The following is a 20,809-nucleotide window of genomic DNA, read 5'->3' as shown; positions in this document are numbered from 1 at the left end:
TCGAATCCTCCTTAATTTATGGTTTTAAAGGCTCTGATGGTACTATATGAGCGCCGTTTTTGCTGTAGTGTATTAAGCCTCTAGTAGTCTCCACATACTTACCGGTATCTTTATCATAGTATTTTCCAATCACTTGGCCAAAGTCTACTCTTTCTTTGTGCTCACCTATTTTTGTACCTTTCCCAGCGAACTTATCTAGCAATTCTTGTGCTGTTTGATTATCTCCATTGAAAATGCTTTTATTTGGACGGCCATTCGCAACTTCTTGCTTATAGTTAGGTGCATCAGGAATATGTTTCTCTTGAGCTCCTGGTTTTACCTTTGCAGGGAAACCATTTACTTCACGATACGGACCTTTTGGTACGGAGTGTTTGCCGAAGGAAGGTGTTTTAACAATCTTCTTGGCTACTTTCTCTCCTTTCATTTTTTTTAAAACATATTTTCCAACTTTAGCGATTTTAGCTCCTGGTATCATGTACAAGCTTGATACTAGACGGTCCATGTCAGCGACTTTATCACCTGTTACAGGATCTCTCCCTGTGATGGCACGAATTGCATCATTTATTCCTGTAAATTCAACCGCCGTATTTAAGATGTTTGAGGTTTGTTCTCCCGTTTTCACATCAGAAATCTTTGTGATGCTTTCAATATTCACTTTGTTTTGATCCGATATTCGTAACCGATACAGCATTCCATCTCGAATAACTTCAACTGTTTTGGCATTTGCGAAGTCAATCTTTTCATTTGTATTATATACTTTTCTATTTACGATCACGGCGTTTTGATTGATTTTATTAGATGGTTTCTTCTTCACAACCGTATCCACATTCGATCGCTCTTTTTCATTCATCTTCTTGAGCATGATCATCATTGGGTTTTCTTTAGGGTTGTCTATTTTTTCATTCAATCCGTTGATGGTGCTCTTGATTTTTTCTTCTTTTCCATCTTTGAAAATAGAGCCCTTTTGATAACTGGTCATCTCAATTTTCGGGCCAGTGAACATCGTGCTTAAAGTGTCTATGTATTGCTTCATTGTGTGAAGGGAACTTTTTGTTTCATTTAGTGCACTTGTTTGTTCTCTGTCAAAAGCATGAAGTAGTCCAATGGTTTTGGACGTCTCAAGCCATGCTTTTTGATAGCTTTGTTGGAAAGTAGATTCGTTTACATGAGGCAAATGCACAATATGGTTTACTCTGCCAATGGCTTGATTCACATCTGATACGATATCAGAAATGGCCCGTTCGGCTTTTTTTAACCCTTGGTCAAGCTCGTGTTCAATGAATGATTGAGAGATAAAACCATTCGGGTTTGATTCAAAAGCATGAAGTGCCTGTTTTGTCTTTTTTAGCGCACCACTGTATTCTTCAATGATGATCTGAAAGAATTGCAAAAAGGGAATGTGACACTCCAAATAAAAAGCTTTTATCGCTTGTCCAGCTTCTCCCTTTAATGCGCCATCCAAGGAGATGATTTGATTGATTTGTTTTTCTAGGGACTTAACATTCTGTAATTGCTGCTTCAATTTGTTCAGCGTTTGGTCAATTCCATTCTTCAACTCAAAGACGTCAAGGGTTTTCATACCATTCTCCTTTAATTTCTCTACTCATTTACTTCCCTCTTTTTAATTCTAGTTGTTTTGCTTTAATTTAGAACTTTGAGAGTGTTCACATAAAGAAAGGGAGCTGCATAGACGACAGCTTCCTAGATGAAGAGTTTAACTATTCTTTTTTCTGTAGTCTTTCACTAAGCTTGAAACCACTAAACCCATAACACTAAAAGCCACAATATAAAATAAAACATTTGTTACAGGTGTATCAATTTTCCCTAAGATCATCACAAGGGCAATAATAGCGCCGGGTAAAGTAATTAATAACATTTTGGATGGTTTGCTTTGCTGTGTCACTGAATGACCTCCTGATTGATCCATTATCTAGGTATTTTAGTTAATTTTAGCATATAGAGATTATACGAACAATATAGGGGAGGGGAGAAACCCACTTATAGAGCGAAACAAAGGAAACCCACTTCTGCTTGTGGTCGAAATCAATCTAGACTTGCGTATATCTGATTTTGTGGAAATTATTTCAATAGAACCTTTTGTGTAATAAAATGTATATGATGTATACAAAGGGGTGAGATGGCGGTGAAGCATTTTTTAACGGCAATCGTAGTGGCTATCATTGTGGGGATCATTGTGTATGCTGCAGATGATCGTTTAAGTATGTTTCCGTTGATGCTGATTTTAGCGGTTGCGATCTATATCGTAAGCAGGATTAGCGAAACATTTATTAAGAGATATTCAAAATAAAATAGTTAATAACACAGCCCCTCCATTGGAAGGGCGTTTTTTAATGAACCTTCCATTTATTTTTAACTAATGAAAAAGACATCGCAAAGGGATAAATGTTCAAAAGAGAGAATATTCATTTTCCAACTAAAAAAATTAAAGTGTATAGTAGAAGGAGAACCCTTTGATAGAACTGTTTGGAGAAAAGTTATGAGGATACAAGAAGCTGGTTAGCCACGCGCTTTCAGGAGAAAGTTGATTTAGCGATCTTTTCTACTCGTTTTGGTGATGGCGTATACCCAACCTTTTGGGGGATGGACGAGAATGGAGATGAAACTTGTCTCGTTACAGATTTTTTATTGACGGATTAAATGAGGAAAAAGCACATAATTCCAAACGCCCTAGAAAAACATTGAAAGGAATGGTCACTTGTACAACATCAATCCAACAAACCTACTATATGAAAATGGAGAGAAATCAAGCAGCTCAGAAGGTGATCAATTATTCGCCAAACAGTTAGGCTATATCGAGATCACGAGCGGTCATATCGTTGCATGTGATCCTTTTGTTTCTGAAGGAGACCAATCGTTTACGAGGAAGGTTGCTCTAGGAAAATATCCTATTCTACTTATAGTTAAGCGGTTGCAAAGCGGTGACGAACGCGTTGCCTATGCAATGATCAAGTTCACAAACGAGCAAGCAACAGAATGGGAGCTTGCCACAAGAGCAGGGCGAGAACTCAATCAATTGAAAGAAGACGAGTTCTTCGGCTACGGTGTAAATACGGGAATGGGTTGTTTCATGGATGCGGAAGCAGCACGATATTTACAAGCTTATGAGGATAAACGGTATAAAGAGGACAATGATTTCTATCTTTATGAAGAATTTGCAGAAGCGCTTGAGCAAAACTACAAGCACACATGGGACTGGCTCGTTGCCCGTTTTCATGACAAAGTGGACATTGCCATGTTTACAGCAGGCTTCGGTGACGGGATGTACCCAAGCTTTTGGGGGCTAGATCAAAACGGAGAGCCCGCTTGCCTTGTGACGGATTTTTTAATAATGGACTGAGAAGAAACCCATGAATCATGGTTTTTTTTGATGGAGATATAGAAAAATATGAGTAACGCCTGCAATTAATTAACATAAATATGAAATAATTCTAATGCGGAAGTCTAATTTTAGAAATTTATAGGCGCATTGGGGAGACGGTAAGTAAATAAATATATATAAGTAACAAAAACATGGAAAAAATAAATAACTATCCGATATTTGTTATGTAAACAAATTGAAGGAGTGTGTTTATCTTGAAAAAATGGTTTTTTATTTTCATTTTATTAATTTCTGCATTAATTTATCCATTACAATCAATAAAAGCAGATATTCTTGAATGGGAAAAACGAGCAGAATTGCCAGCTGCAAGAGTAGGAGCTGTAAGCGAAGTATATGATGGGAAAATCTATGTAATAGGTGGAATAGGTTCAGGTAAAGCCAATTCTAATACTACTTATGTATATGATCCGAAGTTAGATAAATGGTCAGAAAAAGCTAGTATGAAAACAGGCCGTATGGGTGCTGCTAGTGTTATTGTAGGGGATCATATATATGTAATGGGTGGGAGAACAGATCAAGGGTTTTCAAATAGCGTAGAAGTTTATAACATCAAAATGGATAAATGGGAAGAGGCAGAAGACCTCCCATTTGAATTGAAAATATCTGCTTTCGATTTATACGCAGGTGCTATAGATAATAAAATCTATGTTTTGGGTTATAATAAACCGTTAAAGCACGAGAATTACAGCAGTAACACGTATAGTTACGATATAAAAACAAAAGAATGGACAAAGAAGAAAAAATTTGAAAAAGATGCTCCTGCTGGAAATGCTGTAGTTATAAAAAATAAACTCTATGTTTTATCTGGACAAGCAACGTTTGAATATGATCCATCAATAGATCAGTGGACAAGTGTAGGGTCTGGGGGAATTGGGCGTTATTATAGTGCATTAAATTTTGAAGATTATATTATAAGAACAGGTGGAGTTTCTAAAGTTACACTCTATGATAAGCAAACTAAGACATCAAGAACTGTCCCTAATTCTTCTGCTCCTTATCGTATGGGGCATGTATCCGCCATTATTGATGATACACTTTATGTAATTGGAGGTATTCCACAGAGTAATGATGCTCCTAACTACGCTAGGGACGATTTCAAATCTAATTTATCTATTTCATTAAAAAGTCTTAAAAACAGTGACACTACAGCTCCTCCAGGTGACAAAGACCCGGATCCAGCAACACCACCAAAAGACGGTGCAACCGATGAAGACGGCGATGCTCTCCTCATCATCACAATGGTCAATGGTTTGCAAAAAGAGTATGACCTCTCCATGAAAGAAGTCAACGCTTTCCTATCCTGGTACAAAAAGCGTGATGCCGGAGAAGGACCAGGGTTTTATGAGATTGACGAGCATGACAACAACAAAGGTCCCTTTGAAAGTAAAAAGGATTATGTGGTGTTCAAAAATATTCTCATGTTCGAAGTCAATAAATATAAGAAGTAATTAAAATCAAAGCCATCTAGGTAAACTAGGTGGCTTTTGTGTTTATTCGACAGCTTTCAGCAATTTTAAGGCAAATTTAAGCTCGGATTTTATTTCAAATGTATTAAATCTTTGTTACAATGAGACAGCTTTGCTCAAAAGAGACGTTCCAAGGTTCGACATCTTTTTCATGATTTCTTAAAATTTTTATGTTTTGATATGAAACTCTTTTAATGATTCATGCGTCTCTATAAGTGTCAAAAGAAAAGAGGTTATCAATATGCTATTCAAAAAGCTATCAGAAAATAAGTCTGTAAAATGGATAGGATATACGAGCTTTTACTTACTTATTTTGCTATTATTGTTCTTTATTTACGGATTCCACACAGCTAATACGGGATCATTCATTTACAACGATTTTTAATTGGAGATTAAACTATGAAACTATTACACACGATTCAAGAATACCAACAAACGAAACCAACACAGCCAGCATTTGTTTCTCAACATGCTTCGATCACATATGATGAGCTTTGGCATCTATCAGACCAAATGGCTGGTGCGATCGATGCAGTCGCTACAGATAGTGCACCTGTCATTGTATACGGTCATATGGAGCCAGAGATGCTCATTTCTTTCTTAGGCAGTGTGAAATCAGGTAGACCATACATTCCGGTCGACATCTCAATCCCTGCCGAGCGTATCGTCTCAATTATTGAAAGCTCAAAAGCCAGTCTGTTGATTTGTGCAAATGAGCTGAATGTACTAGATGTAGAAGAACACATTGAAGTGAAAAGTGCGGCATCTCTTTTAGCTCTTGAAAAAGAAGCACCACCATCCTCGCAGTGGGTTCAACAGGATGATGTTTTTTACATCATTTATACGTCTGGCAGTACCGGAAAACCGAAAGGCGTTCAGGTAACAGCCAATAATTTAGAAAGCTTTACAGAGTGGATGTGCCGTGACTTCCCAATTGGCGAGGGACGCACGTTCTTAAATCAAGCACCATTTTCTTTTGACTTATCAGTGATGGATTTATATCCAGCGCTTCAATCAGGCGGCACGCTTTACTGTTTAGTAAAAGATCTAGTGAATAAGCCGAAGGATATGTTTGCAGCACTTGGTCAATCTGACGTTGAAGTGTGGACATCAACACCTTCCTTTGTGCAAATGTGCTTAATGGACCCTTCCTTTACAGGGGAGCTTTTACCAGAGTTGAAAGTTTTCTTGTTCTGCGGAGAGGCACTTCCTGTATCTGTAGCAAGTGCACTCCTTGAGCGTTTTCCAAAAGCGCAGGTCTTTAATACGTATGGTCCGACTGAAGCAACTGTTGCGATCACATCGATTGAAGTCACGCAGGCCATTCTTGATCAGCACGATTCTTTACCAGTCGGCTATGCCAAACCGGATACAGATATCGTCATTTTAGATGAAGAAGGCAATGCACTTCCTGATGGTGAAAAAGGGGAAATTGTCATCGTGGGGCCAAGCGTCACGAGAGGCTACTTAGGTGAACAAGCCTTAACAGATAAAGTGTTCTTTGAATACGAAGGGCGCCCTGCTTACCGTACAGGTGACGCAGGTGTGACGCAGGATGGTTTGATTACATGCCACGGCCGTCTGGACTATCAAATTAAGCTGCATGGATACCGAATGGAGCTTGAAGAAATTGAATATCATGTGAGCGAGACAACGTATGTCAATGCTTGTGTGATTGTGCCGTTCCAGCCAAACGGTCATGTGGAGTACTTAATTGCAGCCATTGTTCCAGCAGCGCATTCTTTTGAAAAAGAATATCAGCTGACAAGTGCAATTAAGAAAGAAATGGCGGATTCACTGCCAGCGTACATGATTCCAAGAAAGTTTGTCTATCTTGAGCAGCTATACATGACGCCAAACGGGAAGGTTGACCGTAAAAGAATCGCGAAAGAGGTTCTTCTATGATTCCGTTTAGTTCATTCTTTTTCTTCATTCTAATTGGTGTTCTTCTTTTGCCGACGATCATTCTTGGTCTTCGCGGCAAAAGAATGCAGGGCTACAACATGTTTGCAACGGTTGTGGCACTCGCCCTTATTTTCTCTAAGGATGCACATGGCGCGCTGCTACTCTTCTTGTTTACAGTGTGGCAAGTCTTGATCATCCGCCTGTACCTTTCGTACCGGTTGAAAGCGAATCAAGCGTCTGTCTTCTATATGGCAGTGGTGGCATCGATTTTGCCGCTTGTGCTATCAAAGGTTTTACCGTTCTTTTTAACTCATCAGCCGCATCAACCGCCGCCAATGAACTGGCTGAGCTTTTTAGGGATCTCGTACTTAACATTTAAAGGTGTTCAGTTAATTATCGAGACAAGAGACGGCTTGATTAAGAAGAAAATGCCGATTCATCGTTTGGTCTATTTCATTGTCTTTTTCCCGACGATTTCATCAGGTCCGATTGATCGTTACCGCCGGTTTGAAAAGGATATGGATACGCCCCCTGAAAAGGAAGCGTACAGTGATCTTCTATACGCCGGTATTCATAAAATTTTTATCGGCTTCTTATACAAGTTCATTATTGGTTATCTGATTCACACGTATATTCTCATGAATATTCATCACATTAGCAGCAGTCACTTTGTTCAACAGTTAACATATATGTATGCGTACAGTATGTATTTGTTCTTTGACTTTGCTGGTTATACAGCATTTGCTGTTGGTGTGAGTTATATGATGGGCATTAAATCACCAGAAAACTTTAACAAACCGTTTATCAGTCGGAACATTAAAGACTTCTGGAATCGCTGGCACATGTCCCTGTCCTTCTGGTTCAGAGACTACGTGTTTATGAGATTTGTGTTCTTTATGACAAAAAAGAAGTGGATCAAGAACCGTATGGCAGTATCAAATATTGGGTACTTTGTCCTCTTTCTATTGATGGGTGCTTGGCATGGTCTAGCCCTTCAATATATTATTTACGGACTATATCACGCAGTTGTGATGTCCGGTTACAATTTATTCGAGAAATGGAATAAAAAACACAAGTGGTGGCCGGATAATAAGGTCACAATGGTTGTGTCGATCATTATTACATTCCATGTGATTTGTTTCGGATTTTATATTTTTTCAGGAAAACCATTTCATCATTAATGATTAAGGGAGTAGAAAATTATGGAATTTAAAAATCAAGTATACGGTATTATTGCAGAGGTTTGTCAGGATGACGTTGTGAAAGAAAATCCAGAGATTGCAATTTTTGACGAAGGTCTTCTAGATTCATTTGGTACAGTAGAACTGCTTATGGCAATCGAAAGTCAACTTGGAATTACTGTTCCGATTACAGAGTTTGATCGTGATGTGTGGGATACACCGAATCACATTGCTGAGCAGCTGGCAGAGATGAAGTAATGAAAAAGCGTTTTTTTGGGCCGCTTATTTTAGCGGCTGTTCTATTCATTGGTGTTCTTCTTGTACCAAATGCATGGCTCTCACATCTGATCCCAAAAGACAAATTACAAAAGTCAGCCACAGAATTAGATCCGGGGATGTTCCAAGGGCTTTATTTACAAGACGAAATGCTAAAAGATCCAACTTATTTGCCGATCTATGGATCTTCTGAACTATCACGTTTTGATCCATATCACCCTTCGAATTTCTTTCATGAGAATCCTCAAGGGTTTACACCTTATCTTATTGGAAAAGGTGGATCGCAATCATTAATTCATGCGATGAACTTTGCAGCGCATATGGATGAATTAAAAGGGAAGAAGCTTGTGTTTATCGTGTCCCCGCAGTGGTTTGTGAAATGGGGATCTGACGAAAATCACTTTGCACCGAACTATTCAGCGCTTCAAGCACTGAATCTCGCTTATAATAAAGAAATTGATCCAGCTGTGAAAAAAGAACTGATCAAGAGAATCATGAAGTTTAAAGCAGTGAAGAACGACATGGTCATCACAGAGCTTTTTAAAGCAGAGCTTTCTGGGAACAAATTCGCTTATGGCGCGATTTCTCCTATTGCAAAAATGTATTATGGCATGCTTCAAAAGAAAGACATGTACTATACAATTGGATCGGGACATGAACGTAAGCTTCAACCGTCTCCATCAGTCAAAGGAAAAACATGGACTGAGCTTGAAAAAGAAGCAAGTGTCTTAGGTGCGGAAAAAGCAGGGAACAACCCGTTTTATATTAATCAAAAACTGTTTGACCGCAAGTTGAAACCGATCATGAAAAAGATGAAAGATTCCCGTGAAGGTCATTCTTATGCGGAATCACCAGAATACAAAGATTTTCAAATCATGCTGGATATTTTAAAACAGGCAGGGGCAAAGCCTTTGTTTGTGACGATACCTGTTAACGGAAAATGGTATGATTATACCGGTTTTCCGAAAGAGGGACGTACAGAGTATTATGAGAAAATCAATCGTCAAATACGCGATAACGGGTATGAAGTCGCAGATTTGACTAAGCATGAGTACGATCCTTATTTCTTTAAAGATACGATTCATGTGTCTTATAAAGGATGGGTGTACATCGATAAGGCAATCGAAAAGTTTTACAAAGAGCAGTAGAATGCAGCAGCTTTCTGCTGCTTTTTGTTTGTCGAATTGGCGAATATCTTGTATAACGAAGGGAAAAGGTCTATGCTGTAAATGGAGGCGATATGATGAATCGTTCTGAGAAAAAAGAACTATTGAAGCGTTCAAAGAAGCATTTTAATGATCATGCCTTTTGGGAAAAGTTAAAAAAGACGGCACAAAAAGCTGGTGTCTCTCTTGTCTATGCTGTGCTATTACTTTACTATACATTGCAAAAACCTGAAGTACCTGTCAAAGCAAAAACCCTTATTATTGGGGCACTCGGATACTTTATCCTTCCAATTGACCTCATTCCCGATACATTGATTGGTGTAGGCTATACAGATGATTTAGGAGCGATCACATTTGCTCTGATTCAAGTAGCGGTCTACATTGATGATGATGTGAAAGGAAAAGCGCAGGACAGGCTGTCAAAATGGTTCGGTGAAAAAACCGATACGTCTCTGATTGATCAAAAGCTTGAAGATGGCGGGATGCCGTCTACACGCTGAAAAGAAGACAAAGGGCTAAAATCAAGATCATTTTAGCCCTTTGTCAACAATATGAAGCCTCCACAGTTGGAGGCTTTTTTTCATTATCCTAAAAATTTCACGCAAACTGGATGAGGGACTGAGATGTCTGATTGTAAGACAGTGAGTCGTCCTGTTTCTTTGTCGCGTTTGTATAACACTAGGTTGCTAGACTCTTGGTTTGAACCGACGAGGAATTCTTCAGTTGGATCAAGCACAAAGTCTCTAGGCCAGTTTCCTTCAGAAGAAGCAATCTCGACAAGACTTAATTGGCCGTCAGCGTCTGCTTTAAAAATCGCAATGCTGTCATGTCCGCGATTTCCTGCATAAACAAATTGGCCGTCTGAAGAGACGTGAATGGCACTGCCTTGATTGTTCTCTGTAAAGTCGCTTGGAATGGTTGCGATCGTTTGAATCTCTTCGAAATGACCATCTTCAAAGTAACGAAGCACAATCACCTCTGAGCTTAGCTCTGTCATCACATATGCCACAGGTTTCGTTGGATGGAATGTAATATGGCGAGGCCCTGTGCCTGGTTTTGTTTCAAATGTATGAGCAAGCTCGAGTTTGCCGTTTTCTTTCTTATACGTATAAATGCCATCTGTCCCAAGGTCAACAGCCACTGCAAATTGTTCATCTGGTGTCAGACCCATAAAGTGAGTGTGCGGTTTTTCCTGACGATCTTCGTTAGGGCCAGTTCCTTCATGCTGCGCCTGTGACAGCGTGCGAATCACTGAGCCATTTTCAGTATCGATTTCATACATCTCTGCTGTTCCTTTATGATAGTTTGCTGTAAAAGCTGTTTTTGTTTGACTGTCCACGCTGACGTGACAAGGAGAAGCGCCTTCGGCAAGTTCTTGGTTGATGAAACGAAGTGTGCCGGTTTCAGCATCGATTTGATAAGCAGCCACGCCGCCCTGTGATCCTTCTTTCACAACAGCATACACAAATTTTTGAGAATCTGAGACGGTTAAATATGTAGGATTTTCAAGTTCAGCAGCCACTTCTACTTGTTCGATCTGCTGCTTGTCCGTATTTAATGTAAAAGTATAAATGCCTTTACTGTCTCCCTTTGTATACGTTCCGATATAACCTCTGATGTTAGCCATGTATTGCCCTCCTTCTATAAGATGCTCTCATTCTATCATAAATTCATAGGAAAACGCTTTAGAAAGGCATACCGAAAGAAAATCAAAAGCGCTGGAATCTACCAGTCTTCATTCAAAACAATGTGAAAAAATATGACAAACGTTTTCTCAAATGAAAAGCGTTCAGGTAAAGTAAATCAATTGAAGAAAAAATACAAAAAATTTTAAGTTTTTTTCATTCCTTGTCTAGCAAAGGTGTAAGCGTATACATTTAATTTTGATTAGTCTAAATTGTCTAATAATTTTAAAAATGCTGTTGACACTGTATGGAAAGCGGCGTAAGATGGGTTCAACAAAAGCTAAACAAACACGCAGAGCAAGCGTGAGGCGCTTTAATATAAAGTGTCTGAAAATTCAACTACTTTTTGTTTGAAAGAGAGGGTGCTCACTGAAAATGGAAGACCAAAAGGAACAGTGGATCTTTTTAAACGATGAACTCGTGAAAAAAGAGGATGCGAAAATTTCAGTTTATGATCATGGCTTCTTATACGGTGACGGTGTGTTCGAAGGGATACGCGTGTATAACGGAAATATCTTTCGAATGAAGGAACATTTAGACCGCCTGTATGATTCCGCCAGATCGATTATGCTGAACATTCCATATTCACTTGAGGAACTCACGGAAAAAATGATTCATACAGTTGAAAGGAACGGACTGAAGGATGCCTATATCCGTCTTGTTGTCTCAAGAGGAGCTGGTGATCTTGGTTTAGATCCAAACAACTGCGGGAGAGCCAACACAGTGATCATTGTAGAGCCGCTGGCCATCTTTCCAAAGCACCTATATGAAACAGGTATTGATATTGTGACGGTACCGACGAGGCGAAATCGTCCCGATGTACTGAGTCCAAAAGTGAAATCATTAAATTATTTGAATAACATCCTTGTCCGAATCGAAGCCCATATGGCCGGTGTGAGTGAAGCGCTGATGCTGAACGATCAAGGGTACGTGGCAGAAGGTTCTGCAGACAATGTGTTTATTTATAAAAAAGGTAAGCTCTATACACCGCCAGGTTATATCGGCGCTCTTGAAGGCATCACAAGAAATGCCATCATGGAGATTGCAGAAGACTTAGGCTATGAAGTGAAAGAAGAACCATTCACAAGGCACGATGTGTATACAGCAGAAGAAGTTTTTCTAACAGGAACCGCAGCCGAAGTGATTGCCGTTGTAAAGGTTGACGGCCGTACGATCGGTGAAGGGAAACCTGGGGTTCACACAAACAAACTTCTTGAACAATTCCGCAAGCGAGTCGTTGAAGAAGGAGAAAAAGTCGTTTTTACAGATGAAAACATTCATGCAAGCTAAATAGATATCGATAAACGTTGAAGAGGACTAGTAGCTTTAGAGTCAGTATCTACAGAGAGCCGGTGGTAGCTGGAAACCGGTGTTACTTTCTAAAGTGAACTCACCTCTGAGTGTCTGCTTGAAATGATAGTAGGGCAGACCGAGTGACATTGCTCACTCGTTACCAAAATGGATGAAAGATGTCCATGAGACGGCAGCTGATTTTGCCGTGAACAAGGGTGGTACCGCGAAAAACAAAGCTTTTTCGCCCCTTTGACCTAGTGAAAAGTAGTGTCATTGTGGGGTGAGAAGGCTTTTTTATATGGTCTAAAAACTCGATTTTGAATGGAAAAGGGTGAAAAAACTTGACTGAAGCAAGACAAAGAGGAGGAAATCAAATGGGGACAAATGTACAAGTGGAGACGGAAACATCTAAAGCATCACAAACGATGAACGGTGCACTCATGCTAATTGAAGCACTCAAAAGAGAAAAAGTAGAAGTCATTTTCGGATATCCAGGCGGAGCGGTTTTACCGATCTACGATAAAATTTATGATTCTGGTTTATTTCATGTCCTGCCAAGGCATGAGCAGGGAGCGATTCATGCAGCAGAAGGATACGCTAGAGTATCTGGTAAACCAGGTGTTGTCATTGCAACATCAGGACCAGGAGCGACAAACCTTGTCACAGGAATTGCAGATGCAATGATTGATTCACTTCCTCTTGTTGTCTTCACAGGACAGGTGGCAACCTCAGTTATTGGATCAGACGCTTTCCAGGAAGCAGATGTGCTCGGCATCACAATGCCTATCACAAAGCACAGCTACCAGGTGAGAAATCCAGAGGAACTACCGGGTGTCATTAAAGAAGCATTCCACATCGCAACGACAGGGAGACCTGGTCCAGTCTTGATTGATATTCCAAAAGATGTGGCAGGTATTGAAGGAACGTTTGAATACGATCAGCCAATTGATTTACCTGGTTATCAGCCAAAAGTAGAGCCGAACTATTTGCAAATTCGCAAATTAGTAGAAGCTGTCAGCAGAGCGAAGAAACCGGTCATTCTAGCAGGAGCTGGCGTTCTTCATGGCAAAGCATCTGAAGAATTAAGGCAGTATGTAGAGCAGCAGCAAATTCCAGTCGCTCATACACTGCTAGGACTTGGCGGCTTCCCGGCAAAGCATCCTCTTTTCCTAGGGATGGCTGGTATGCATGGCACATATGCGGCGAACATGGCTCTTCATCAATGTGATTTGCTCATTTCAATCGGTGCGAGATTCGATGACAGGGTAACTGGCAATCTCAATCACTTTGCGAAACATGCGAAGGTCGCTCATATTGACATCGACCCAGCGGAAATCGGCAAGAACATTCATACCCATATCCCGGTTGTTGGAGACAGTAAGCTAGTCCTTGAAGAACTGATCAAGCAAGACGGGAAACAAGCAGATGCTGACGAATGGAAAAACCAATTAGATCAGTGGAAGGAAGAATATCCACTCTGGTACGTCGAAAACGAAGCTGAAGGCTTTAAGCCTCAAAAGCTGATTGAATACATTCATCAATTTACAAAAGGTGAAGCCATTGTCGCAACTGATGTGGGACAGCATCAAATGTGGGCAGCACAGTTCTATCCATTTGAAAATGCAGATAAGTGGGTAACATCTGGAGGCCTTGGCACAATGGGCTTCGGATTACCAGCAGCCATCGGCGCTCAGCTAGCTGATCAAGAGGCAACCGTTGTAGCGATTTTAGGAGACGGAGGTTTCCAAATGACCCTGCAAGAACTTGCCGTTATCCGTGAGCTGAACCTTCCAGTCAAAGTGATTGTGCTCAATAATCACTGCCTTGGAATGGTAAGACAATGGCAAGAAATTTTCTACGAAGAACGCTACTCATATTCTAAATTTTCAGAGCAACCAGACTTCGTTAAATTATCTGAAGCTTATGGCATTAAAGGAATCAGAATCTCATCAGACGAAGAGGCGAAAGAAAAGCTTGAAGAAGCCTTAACCTCTAGAGAGCCTGTTTTCATCGATGTCAATGTAGCGAGAGATGAAAAAGTATTCCCGATGGTAGCACCGGGGAAAGGACTTCATGAGATGGTGGGGGTGAAACCTTGAAAAGAATTATTGTGTTGACTGTATTAAATCGATCAGGCGTACTGAACCGAATCACTGGCCTTTTTACTAAACGACATTACAACATTGAAAGCATTACGGTCGGCCATTCTGAGATTCAAGATGTATCACGCATCACGTTCGTCGTCCATGTAGACCAAGAGAAAGACATCGAACAGCTAACAAAACAGCTGAACAAACAAATTGATGTTCTCAAAGTAACAGACATTACAAACCAATCAATCGTCCAGCGAGAGCTGGCTTTGATAAAAGTCGTTTCTGCACCAGCATCTAGAATGGAGATCACAGGGGTCATTGAACCATTTAGAGCTTCTATTGTAGATGTGAGCAGAGAGAGTGTCGTCATTCAGGTGACAGGTGAGTCTTCAAAAATTGAAGCACTCATTGAATTACTTAAGCCATACGGCATTAAAGAAGTCGCCAGAACTGGCACCACGGCCTTTGCGAGAGATAATCAGCAAAAGCCGCAACAAAATAAAACAATTTCAATTGTCTAAACAAAAGGAGAGAGTCAAATGGTAAAAGTATATTATAACGGTGATATTCAAGAAAACGTATTAAATGGTCAAAAGGTTGCCATCATTGGATATGGATCACAAGGTCATGCACATGCATTGAACTTAAAAGAAAGCGGCGTAGATGTCATCGTCGGCGTGAGAAAAGGCGGATCTTATACAAAAGCACAAGAAGACGGCCATCAAGTATTCACAGTAAAAGAAGCGGCAGCACAAGCAGACATCGTCATGGTACTACTTCCAGATGAGCAGCAAAAGAAAGTATATGACGAAGAAATCAAAGATCAATTAGAAGCAGGCAACTCACTTGTATTCGCACACGGATTCAACGTACATTTCCATCAAATCGTTCCTCCAAGTGACGTAGATGTGTATCTTGTGGCTCCAAAAGGTCCAGGACATCTTGTGAGAAGAACATATGAGCAAGGCGCTGGTGTACCTGCACTATTTGCCATCTATCAAGATGTATCTGGTCAAGCGAAAGATAAAGCACTTGCTTATGCAAAAGCAATTGGTGGAGCAAGAGCGGGCGTTCTTGAAACAACATTTAAAGAAGAAACGGAAACGGATCTATTCGGTGAGCAAGCAGTCCTTTGCGGGGGTCTTACTTCACTAGTAAAAGCAGGATTTGAAACATTAACAGAAGCTGGTTATCAGCCAGAGCTTGCATACTTCGAGTGTCTACATGAACTGAAACTGATCGTTGACCTTATGTACGAAGAAGGATTAGAAGGCATGAGATATTCAATCTCTGATACAGCACAATGGGGTGACTTCGTATCAGGACCACGCGTTGTGGATGCAAACGTAAAAGAATCGATGAAAGCCGTCTTGACTGATATCCAAAACGGAACATTTGCAAAAGAATGGATTGTTGAAAACCAAGTGAATCGTCCACGTTTCAATGCGATCAATGCTAATGAAAATGAGCACCAAATTGAAATCGTCGGAAGAAAGCTTCGTGAAATGATGCCTTTCGTCAAACAAGGAAAGAAAAAGGAAGCGGTGAGCGTCGGTGCGGAAAATTAATTTTTTTGACACAACACTTCGAGATGGAGAGCAATCACCGGGAGTGAACTTAAATGCACAAGAAAAGCTAATCATTGCAAAGCAGCTTGAGCGCCTTGGGGTTAATATCATTGAAGCGGGTTTTCCCGCTTCATCCCGAGGGGATTTCTTAGGCGTACAAGAAATTGCTAGAACGATCAAAAATTGTTCAGTTGCTGGTCTTGCGAGATGTGTAAAAGGTGACATTGATGCTGCATGGGAAGCGTTAAAAGATGGAGTGGAACCAAGAATTCATATCTTTATCGCTACTTCTGATATTCACTTGGAGCATAAACTAAAGAAAACACGTGAAGAGGTCGTAGAACAGGCTGTCTCCATGGTGAAATACGCGAAGGAACGTTTTCCAGTTGTCCAGTGGTCAGCAGAAGATGCATGTCGTACAGATCTTGCTTTTTTAGCAGAAATTGTAGAGAAGGTCATTGACGCTGGAGCGAGTGTCATTAACTTGCCAGATACAGTTGGATACTTAGCGCCAAAAGAGTATGGCAATATCTTTAAATATATGAAGGAACACGTTCCAAATATCGACCGCGTCAACTTGTCTGCTCACTGTCATGATGATCTAGGGATGGCTGTAGCAAACTCACTTGCAGCCATTGAAAATGGAGCAAATCAAATTGAAACGGCTGTTAACGGAATTGGAGAACGTGCAGGAAATGCCGCTTTAGAAGAAATTGCAGTCGCTCTTCATATTCGAAAAGACTTCTACCAGGTCGAATCAACGATTCAATTGAATGAAATTAAGCGTACAAGTGATGTAGTGAGCAAATACTCAGGAATGATTGTACCGCGCAATAAAGCTGTCGTTGGTAACAACGCTTTTGCACATGAATCAGGTATTCACCAAGATGGTTTCCTCAAAGAAAAAACAACCTATGAAATCATATCTCCAGAGCTTGTCGGTGTGACAACAGATGTACTTGTCCTTGGGAAACACTCCGGAAGACATGCGTTTAAAGACCGCATGAAAACGTTAGGTTTTAAACTAACAGAAGAAGAAATCAATAAGTTCTTCGAAACCTTCAAGAATTTGACGGAGAAGAAAAAAGAAATTACAGATGATGATTTGATTTCTATTATATTGGAAGAAAAAGTAGCAGACCGAAAAATTGGCTACGAATTTGAAAGTCTTCAAGTGCATTATGGAACAGAACAGATGCCGACAGCAACGGTCTCTCTGAAAAATCAAGAAACGCAAGAAGTTATTCAAGAAGCAGCTACAGGCGCAGGCAGTGTAGAAGCTGTGTACAACACACTGGAGCGCTGTATGGAGGAAAGAATTCATTTGCTAGACTACCGTATTCAATCAAATGGAAAAGGCAGAGATGCACTAGCGGAAGTATATGTGAATGTTTCAATAGAAGGAAAAGAAACAGCTGGACGCGGTGTAGCGCAAGATGTGCTGGAAGCATCGGCAAAAGCCTACGTCAATGCAGTAAACAGGCATTTAATCTTTAAATCAAATCTCATTGAAATTGAGAAACATCACGCGATCTCATAGGAAAGGAGGTAGGTCCTCATGAAAAAGAAAATTGCACTTTTGCCCGGCGATGGAATCGGACCGGAAGTTGTGACATCAGCGGTCGCTGTCCTCAAAGAGACAGCGGCTCAATTTAGGCACGAATTCGAATTCGAAACGGCGCTCATTGGCGGTATCGCAATAGATGAAAAAAACAATCCGCTCCCAAAAGAAACGGTTAATGTTTGCAAGAGCGCGGATGCGATTTTATTAGGAGCAGTCGGCGGACCAAAATGGGATCAAAACCCACCAGAGCTTCGTCCGGAAAAAGGCTTGCTCGCCATTCGTAAACAATTGGACTTATTTGCTAATATTCGTCCTGTCAAAGTGTTCGATAGCTTAAGCGAGGCGTCACCGTTAAAACAGGATCACATTAACGGAGTCGATTTTGTCATCGTTCGTGAATTAACAGGTGGTCTCTATTTTGGTGAACCAAGCGAGCGCTATACAGATGAAGAAGGAAAAGAAGCTGCGGTTGATACGCTTCTTTATACAAAGGAAGAGATTGTCCGTGTACTAAAAGAAGCATTCGACATGGCGTTAACGAGACGGAAAAAAGTAACGTCTGTGGATAAAGCGAATGTTCTGGCTTCTAGTAAACTATGGCGGGATGCGGTAGAAGAAGTGGCTTCTCAATATCCAGACGTTGAATTTGAGCACATGCTCGTTGATAATGCCGCCATGCAGCTGATTTATAAGCCTGCACAATTTGATGTCATTGTGACAGAGAATATGTTTGGTGACATCTTAAGTGACGAGGCTTCAATGATTACTGGATCACTCGGTATGTTGCCATCTGCTAGTCTATCAAGCACCGGCCTTCATTTATATGAGCCGATTCATGGATCAGCACCCGATATTGCGGGGCAAAACGTCGCAAACCCTCTGGCAACTATTTTGTCGGCAGCAAGCTTGCTTAGAACATCCTTTGCATTAGAAGATGAAGCGGCTGCCATAGAAGAAGCTGTTGAAGCTGTTCTTGCCTCTGGCAAAAGAACAAAGGATTTATCTGCAAAAGAGGGAACGTATCAAACAACTGAAGACATCACTCATGCAGTTGTAGACGCACTCAAGCAGCGCGCGAAAACAATTGTATAAATAGAATCTTGTGGAATTAGGTAGAGGGAGGAAAAGGGTTATGCCTCGAACAATCATCGAAAAAATATGGGATCAGCACGTTGTCAAAAGCGGCGAGGGGAAACCAGACCTTTTATATATTGATCTGCACTTGGTGCATGAAGTGACATCGCCTCAAGCGTTTGAAGGATTAAGACAAAAAGGGCGCAAGGTGAGAAGACCTCAAAATACGTTTGCGACGATGGATCACAACATCCCGACTGTGAATCGATTTGTGATCAAAGATGAGGTTGCTAAAAAACAAGTGAGTGCTCTAGAGCGCAACTGTGCTGAATTTGGTGTCCGTCTAGCTGACCTTCACAGTGTAGACCAAGGAATCGTCCATGTCGTTGGACCAGAGCTTGGTTTGACACTTCCGGGAAAAACAATCGTTTGCGGAGATAGTCATACATCCACTCATGGCGCATTTGGCGCACTTGCTTTTGGCATCGGTACAAGTGAGGTTGAACATGTACTATCCACACAAACACTTTGGCAGCAGCGTCCGAAAACATTAGAAATTAGAGTAGACGGAAAGCTGCAAAAAGGGGTAACGGCCAAAGATGTCATTTTAGCAGTCATTGGTGCGCATGGCGTGAAGTTTGGATCAGGTTATGTCATTGAATACACTGGGGAAGTATTCAGAAACATGACGATGGATGAACGTATGACCGTTTGTAATATGTCGATTGAAGCAGGCGCAAGAGCAGGATTGATTGCACCTGATGAAGTCACCTTTGAATATTGCCGCGGCCGCAAATATGCACCGCAGGGAGAAGACTTCGAAGCAGCGATTAAAGAATGGGAAGAACTTAAAACAGATCCGGGTGCAACCTATGATAAAACGATTGTTTTAGATGGGAATGAGATTTCACCAATGGTCACATGGGGAATTAACCCAGGAATGGTGCTGCCTGTAGATGCATCCATCCCAGGACCTGATGATTTTGCGCAAGAGGATGACCAAAAAGAAGCGATTCGTGCGTACGAATACATGGGGGTTCATCCGCATCAGCGTATTGAAGATATTACGATTGAGCATGTGTTTATTGGCTCATGTACGAACTCAAGAATGACTGATTTACGCCAAGCAGCTTCTATGATAGAAGGACAAAAGGTAGCTGATCATGTCAGAGCGATTGTCGTGCCTGGCTCTCAAAGCGTCAAATTGCAGGCAGAAGAAGAAGGTCTTCATGAAATCTTCCTTGAAGCAGGATTTGAATGGAGAGAATCTGGCTGCAGTATGTGTCTCAGCATGAATAACGATGTGGTACCAGAAGGAGAACGCTGCGCATCCACATCAAACCGTAACTTTGAGGGTCGTCAAGGAAAAGGTGCGAGAACGCATCTTGTCAGCCCGGCAATGGCCGCAATGGCTGCAATACATGGCCGGTTTGTCGATGTCAGGAAGTTTAATCAAGAGAAAACAGTCGTGTAAGGAGTTGTCATAGATGGAGCCTTTAGTCACACACAAAGGAAAAGCCGCTGTGCTTAACCGTATCAACGTAGATACAGATCAAATTATTCCGAAGCAATTTTTGAAAAGAATTGAACGAACAGGATATGGCCGGTTTGCCTTTTTCGACTGGCGGTATTTAGCCGATGGCAGCCCAAATCCTGATTTCGAACTGAATCAGCCGATTTATGAAGGTTCATCCATTTTGATCGCAGGAGAAAACTTTGGCTGCGGATCATCAAGGGAACATGCTCCTTGGGCACTTGATGATTATGGTTTCAAAATTGTCATCGCACCATCATTCGCAGATATTTTTCACCAAAACTGCTTTAAAAATGGGATGCTTCCGATTCGTCTTGATTATGATGTGTGGAAAACATTCGCTGCGTCATATGAGAACAAAGGGTATGAGATGACGGTTGATCTTGAAAAACAGCAAATAGAAGATCACGAAGGGAATATCACTCCTTTTGATGTGGATCCTCACTGGAGAGAAATGCTCCTGAATGGCTATGATGAAATCTCATTAACTTTACTACTAGAAGATGACATTCAAGCATTTGAAGATAAGCGCAGCAGCTGGCTGCGTGCGTAAACAACAAGAAGCCGTCCGCCCGAGGTGTGACGGCTTCTTTTTTGCATGAAA

At 41.0% G+C, this 20,809-nt stretch carries 21 protein-coding genes and 1 other annotated feature; of the genes, 18 read left to right on the top strand and 3 right to left on the bottom strand.

Annotated features, from left to right (window positions below; all coding sequences use genetic code 11):
• Window positions 1-16 precede the first annotated feature (16 nt).
• Together MHB83_RS17565 and MHB83_RS17560 are read right to left on the bottom strand one after the other, a co-directional pair.
• Window positions 17-1,579: a T7SS effector LXG polymorphic toxin gene (locus tag MHB83_RS17565; RefSeq protein WP_253622362.1), complete on the bottom strand. Its 1,563-nt coding sequence runs from the start codon at window positions 1,577-1,579 to the stop codon at window positions 17-19.
• A 135-nt stretch (window positions 1,580-1,714) separates the two neighbouring features.
• Window positions 1,715-1,903: a hypothetical protein gene (locus MHB83_RS17560; RefSeq protein WP_050943628.1), complete on the bottom strand. Its 189-nt coding sequence runs from the start codon at window positions 1,901-1,903 to the stop codon at window positions 1,715-1,717.
• A 240-nt stretch (window positions 1,904-2,143) separates the two neighbouring features.
• Here MHB83_RS17560 and MHB83_RS17555 point away from each other — a divergent pair, with 240 nt between their 5' ends.
• The 10 genes from MHB83_RS17555 to MHB83_RS17510 all read left to right on the top strand — a co-directional run bounded on the left by MHB83_RS17555 (window position 2,144) and on the right by MHB83_RS17510 (window position 9,894).
• Window positions 2,144-2,308, top strand: coding sequence for a hypothetical protein (locus MHB83_RS17555; protein WP_162531759.1), 165 nt, complete (start codon window positions 2,144-2,146; stop codon window positions 2,306-2,308).
• A 176-nt stretch (window positions 2,309-2,484) separates the two neighbouring features.
• The gene (locus tag MHB83_RS17550; protein ID WP_340866414.1) at window positions 2,485-2,658 is read left to right on the top strand and encodes a DUF4241 domain-containing protein; all 174 of its coding nucleotides are present in this window, start codon (window positions 2,485-2,487) and stop codon (window positions 2,656-2,658) included.
• 58 nt (window positions 2,659-2,716) lie between these two features.
• Window positions 2,717-3,358, top strand: a complete 642-nt coding sequence (locus MHB83_RS17545) for a DUF4241 domain-containing protein (RefSeq protein ID WP_253622363.1) — start codon at window positions 2,717-2,719, stop codon at window positions 3,356-3,358.
• A gap of 236 nt (window positions 3,359-3,594) precedes the next feature.
• A complete protein-coding gene (locus MHB83_RS17540) occupies window positions 3,595-4,848 on the top strand; it encodes a DUF1668 domain-containing protein (protein ID WP_301288998.1) in 1,254 nt (417 codons plus the stop codon).
• Window positions 4,849-5,101: 253 nt separating this feature from the next.
• Window positions 5,102-5,251 carry a teichoic acid D-Ala incorporation-associated protein DltX gene (locus MHB83_RS17535; protein WP_024427820.1) on the top strand — a complete coding sequence of 50 codons (150 nt, stop codon included), beginning with the start codon at window positions 5,102-5,104 and terminating at the stop codon, window positions 5,249-5,251.
• 14 nt (window positions 5,252-5,265) lie between these two features.
• Entirely contained in the window at window positions 5,266-6,771 is a 1,506-nt protein-coding gene (gene dltA, locus MHB83_RS17530; protein WP_253622365.1) for a D-alanine--poly(phosphoribitol) ligase subunit DltA, read from the top strand.
• Window positions 6,768-7,952, top strand: a complete 1,185-nt coding sequence (gene dltB, locus MHB83_RS17525; RefSeq protein ID WP_050943632.1) for a D-alanyl-lipoteichoic acid biosynthesis protein DltB — start codon at window positions 6,768-6,770, stop codon at window positions 7,950-7,952. The genes dltA and dltB overlap by 4 nt, the downstream gene beginning before the upstream one ends.
• Window positions 7,953-7,973: 21 nt before the next feature.
• The gene (gene dltC / locus MHB83_RS17520; RefSeq protein ID WP_003216498.1) at window positions 7,974-8,210 is read left to right on the top strand and encodes a D-alanine--poly(phosphoribitol) ligase subunit 2; all 237 of its coding nucleotides are present in this window, start codon (window positions 7,974-7,976) and stop codon (window positions 8,208-8,210) included.
• Entirely contained in the window at window positions 8,210-9,376 is a 1,167-nt protein-coding gene (gene dltD / locus MHB83_RS17515; RefSeq protein ID WP_137054891.1) for a D-alanyl-lipoteichoic acid biosynthesis protein DltD, read from the top strand. The genes dltC and dltD overlap by 1 nt, the downstream gene beginning before the upstream one ends.
• Before the next feature lie 95 nt (window positions 9,377-9,471).
• The gene (locus MHB83_RS17510) at window positions 9,472-9,894 is read left to right on the top strand and encodes a YkvA family protein (protein WP_034620597.1); all 423 of its coding nucleotides are present in this window, start codon (window positions 9,472-9,474) and stop codon (window positions 9,892-9,894) included.
• An 83-nt stretch (window positions 9,895-9,977) separates the two neighbouring features.
• Here the strand turns inward: MHB83_RS17510 and MHB83_RS17505 are convergent, their stop codons facing one another.
• A complete protein-coding gene (locus MHB83_RS17505) occupies window positions 9,978-11,021 on the bottom strand; it encodes a lactonase family protein (RefSeq protein ID WP_253622366.1) in 1,044 nt (347 codons plus the stop codon).
• Between the two features lie 433 nt (window positions 11,022-11,454).
• Between MHB83_RS17505 and ilvE the strand changes: the two genes are divergently transcribed.
• The 8 genes from ilvE to leuD all read left to right on the top strand — a co-directional run bounded on the left by ilvE (window position 11,455) and on the right by leuD (window position 20,758).
• A complete protein-coding gene (gene ilvE / locus MHB83_RS17500; RefSeq protein ID WP_003216381.1) occupies window positions 11,455-12,369 on the top strand; it encodes a branched-chain-amino-acid transaminase in 915 nt (304 codons plus the stop codon).
• Between the two features lie 8 nt (window positions 12,370-12,377).
• Window positions 12,378-12,624 (top strand) — a binding site (T-box leader).
• A gap of 122 nt (window positions 12,625-12,746) precedes the next feature.
• Entirely contained in the window at window positions 12,747-14,471 is a 1,725-nt protein-coding gene (ilvB, locus tag MHB83_RS17495) for an acetolactate synthase large subunit (RefSeq protein WP_253622367.1), read from the top strand.
• The gene (gene ilvN, locus MHB83_RS17490) at window positions 14,468-14,986 is read left to right on the top strand and encodes an acetolactate synthase small subunit (RefSeq protein WP_003216637.1); all 519 of its coding nucleotides are present in this window, start codon (window positions 14,468-14,470) and stop codon (window positions 14,984-14,986) included. The genes ilvB and ilvN overlap by 4 nt, the downstream gene beginning before the upstream one ends.
• A gap of 18 nt (window positions 14,987-15,004) precedes the next feature.
• Window positions 15,005-16,033: a ketol-acid reductoisomerase gene (gene ilvC, locus MHB83_RS17485; protein WP_003216490.1), complete on the top strand. Its 1,029-nt coding sequence runs from the start codon at window positions 15,005-15,007 to the stop codon at window positions 16,031-16,033.
• Window positions 16,020-17,573 carry a 2-isopropylmalate synthase gene (locus MHB83_RS17480; RefSeq protein WP_050943635.1) on the top strand — a complete coding sequence of 518 codons (1,554 nt, stop codon included), beginning with the start codon at window positions 16,020-16,022 and terminating at the stop codon, window positions 17,571-17,573. Before ilvC ends, MHB83_RS17480 begins: the two co-directional genes overlap by 14 nt.
• Window positions 17,574-17,591: 18 nt before the next feature.
• The gene (gene leuB / locus MHB83_RS17475; protein WP_106035293.1) at window positions 17,592-18,689 is read left to right on the top strand and encodes a 3-isopropylmalate dehydrogenase; all 1,098 of its coding nucleotides are present in this window, start codon (window positions 17,592-17,594) and stop codon (window positions 18,687-18,689) included.
• Window positions 18,690-18,729: 40 nt separating this feature from the next.
• Entirely contained in the window at window positions 18,730-20,145 is a 1,416-nt protein-coding gene (gene leuC / locus MHB83_RS17470; RefSeq protein ID WP_003216723.1) for a 3-isopropylmalate dehydratase large subunit, read from the top strand.
• A 13-nt stretch (window positions 20,146-20,158) separates the two neighbouring features.
• Window positions 20,159-20,758, top strand: coding sequence for a 3-isopropylmalate dehydratase small subunit (gene leuD / locus MHB83_RS17465; protein ID WP_003216415.1), 600 nt, complete (start codon window positions 20,159-20,161; stop codon window positions 20,756-20,758).
• The last annotated feature ends 51 nt before the right edge of the window (window positions 20,759-20,809 follow it).

Source organism: Bacillus sp. FSL K6-3149 (genome assembly GCF_038630515.1).
Taxonomy (GTDB): Bacteria; Bacillota; Bacilli; order Bacillales; family Bacillaceae; genus Bacillus; species Bacillus pumilus.
Note: the sequence above shows the minus strand (reverse complement) of the source record. Positions and strands in the feature narration are given on the sequence as shown.

Excerpts from the sequence above, each read along its gene's own strand:
- MHB83_RS17565 (WP_253622362.1), bottom strand. The coding sequence starts at position 1,579 with ATGAAAACCCTTGACGTCTTTGAGTTGAAGAATGGAATTGACCAAACG.
- dltA (WP_253622365.1), top strand. The coding sequence starts at position 5,266 with ATGAAACTATTACACACGATTCAAGAATACCAACAAACGAAACCAACA.
- dltB (WP_050943632.1), top strand. The coding sequence starts at position 6,768 with ATGATTCCGTTTAGTTCATTCTTTTTCTTCATTCTAATTGGTGTTCTT.
- dltC (WP_003216498.1), top strand. The coding sequence starts at position 7,974 with ATGGAATTTAAAAATCAAGTATACGGTATTATTGCAGAGGTTTGTCAG.
- dltD (WP_137054891.1), top strand. The coding sequence starts at position 8,210 with ATGAAAAAGCGTTTTTTTGGGCCGCTTATTTTAGCGGCTGTTCTATTC.
- MHB83_RS17510 (WP_034620597.1), top strand. The coding sequence starts at position 9,472 with ATGAATCGTTCTGAGAAAAAAGAACTATTGAAGCGTTCAAAGAAGCAT.
- MHB83_RS17505 (WP_253622366.1), bottom strand. The coding sequence starts at position 11,021 with ATGGCTAACATCAGAGGTTATATCGGAACGTATACAAAGGGAGACAGT.
- ilvE (WP_003216381.1), top strand. The coding sequence starts at position 11,455 with ATGGAAGACCAAAAGGAACAGTGGATCTTTTTAAACGATGAACTCGTG.
- ilvB (WP_253622367.1), top strand. The coding sequence starts at position 12,747 with ATGGGGACAAATGTACAAGTGGAGACGGAAACATCTAAAGCATCACAA.
- ilvC (WP_003216490.1), top strand. The coding sequence starts at position 15,005 with ATGGTAAAAGTATATTATAACGGTGATATTCAAGAAAACGTATTAAAT.
- leuB (WP_106035293.1), top strand. The coding sequence starts at position 17,592 with ATGAAAAAGAAAATTGCACTTTTGCCCGGCGATGGAATCGGACCGGAA.
- leuC (WP_003216723.1), top strand. The coding sequence starts at position 18,730 with ATGCCTCGAACAATCATCGAAAAAATATGGGATCAGCACGTTGTCAAA.
- leuD (WP_003216415.1), top strand. The coding sequence starts at position 20,159 with ATGGAGCCTTTAGTCACACACAAAGGAAAAGCCGCTGTGCTTAACCGT.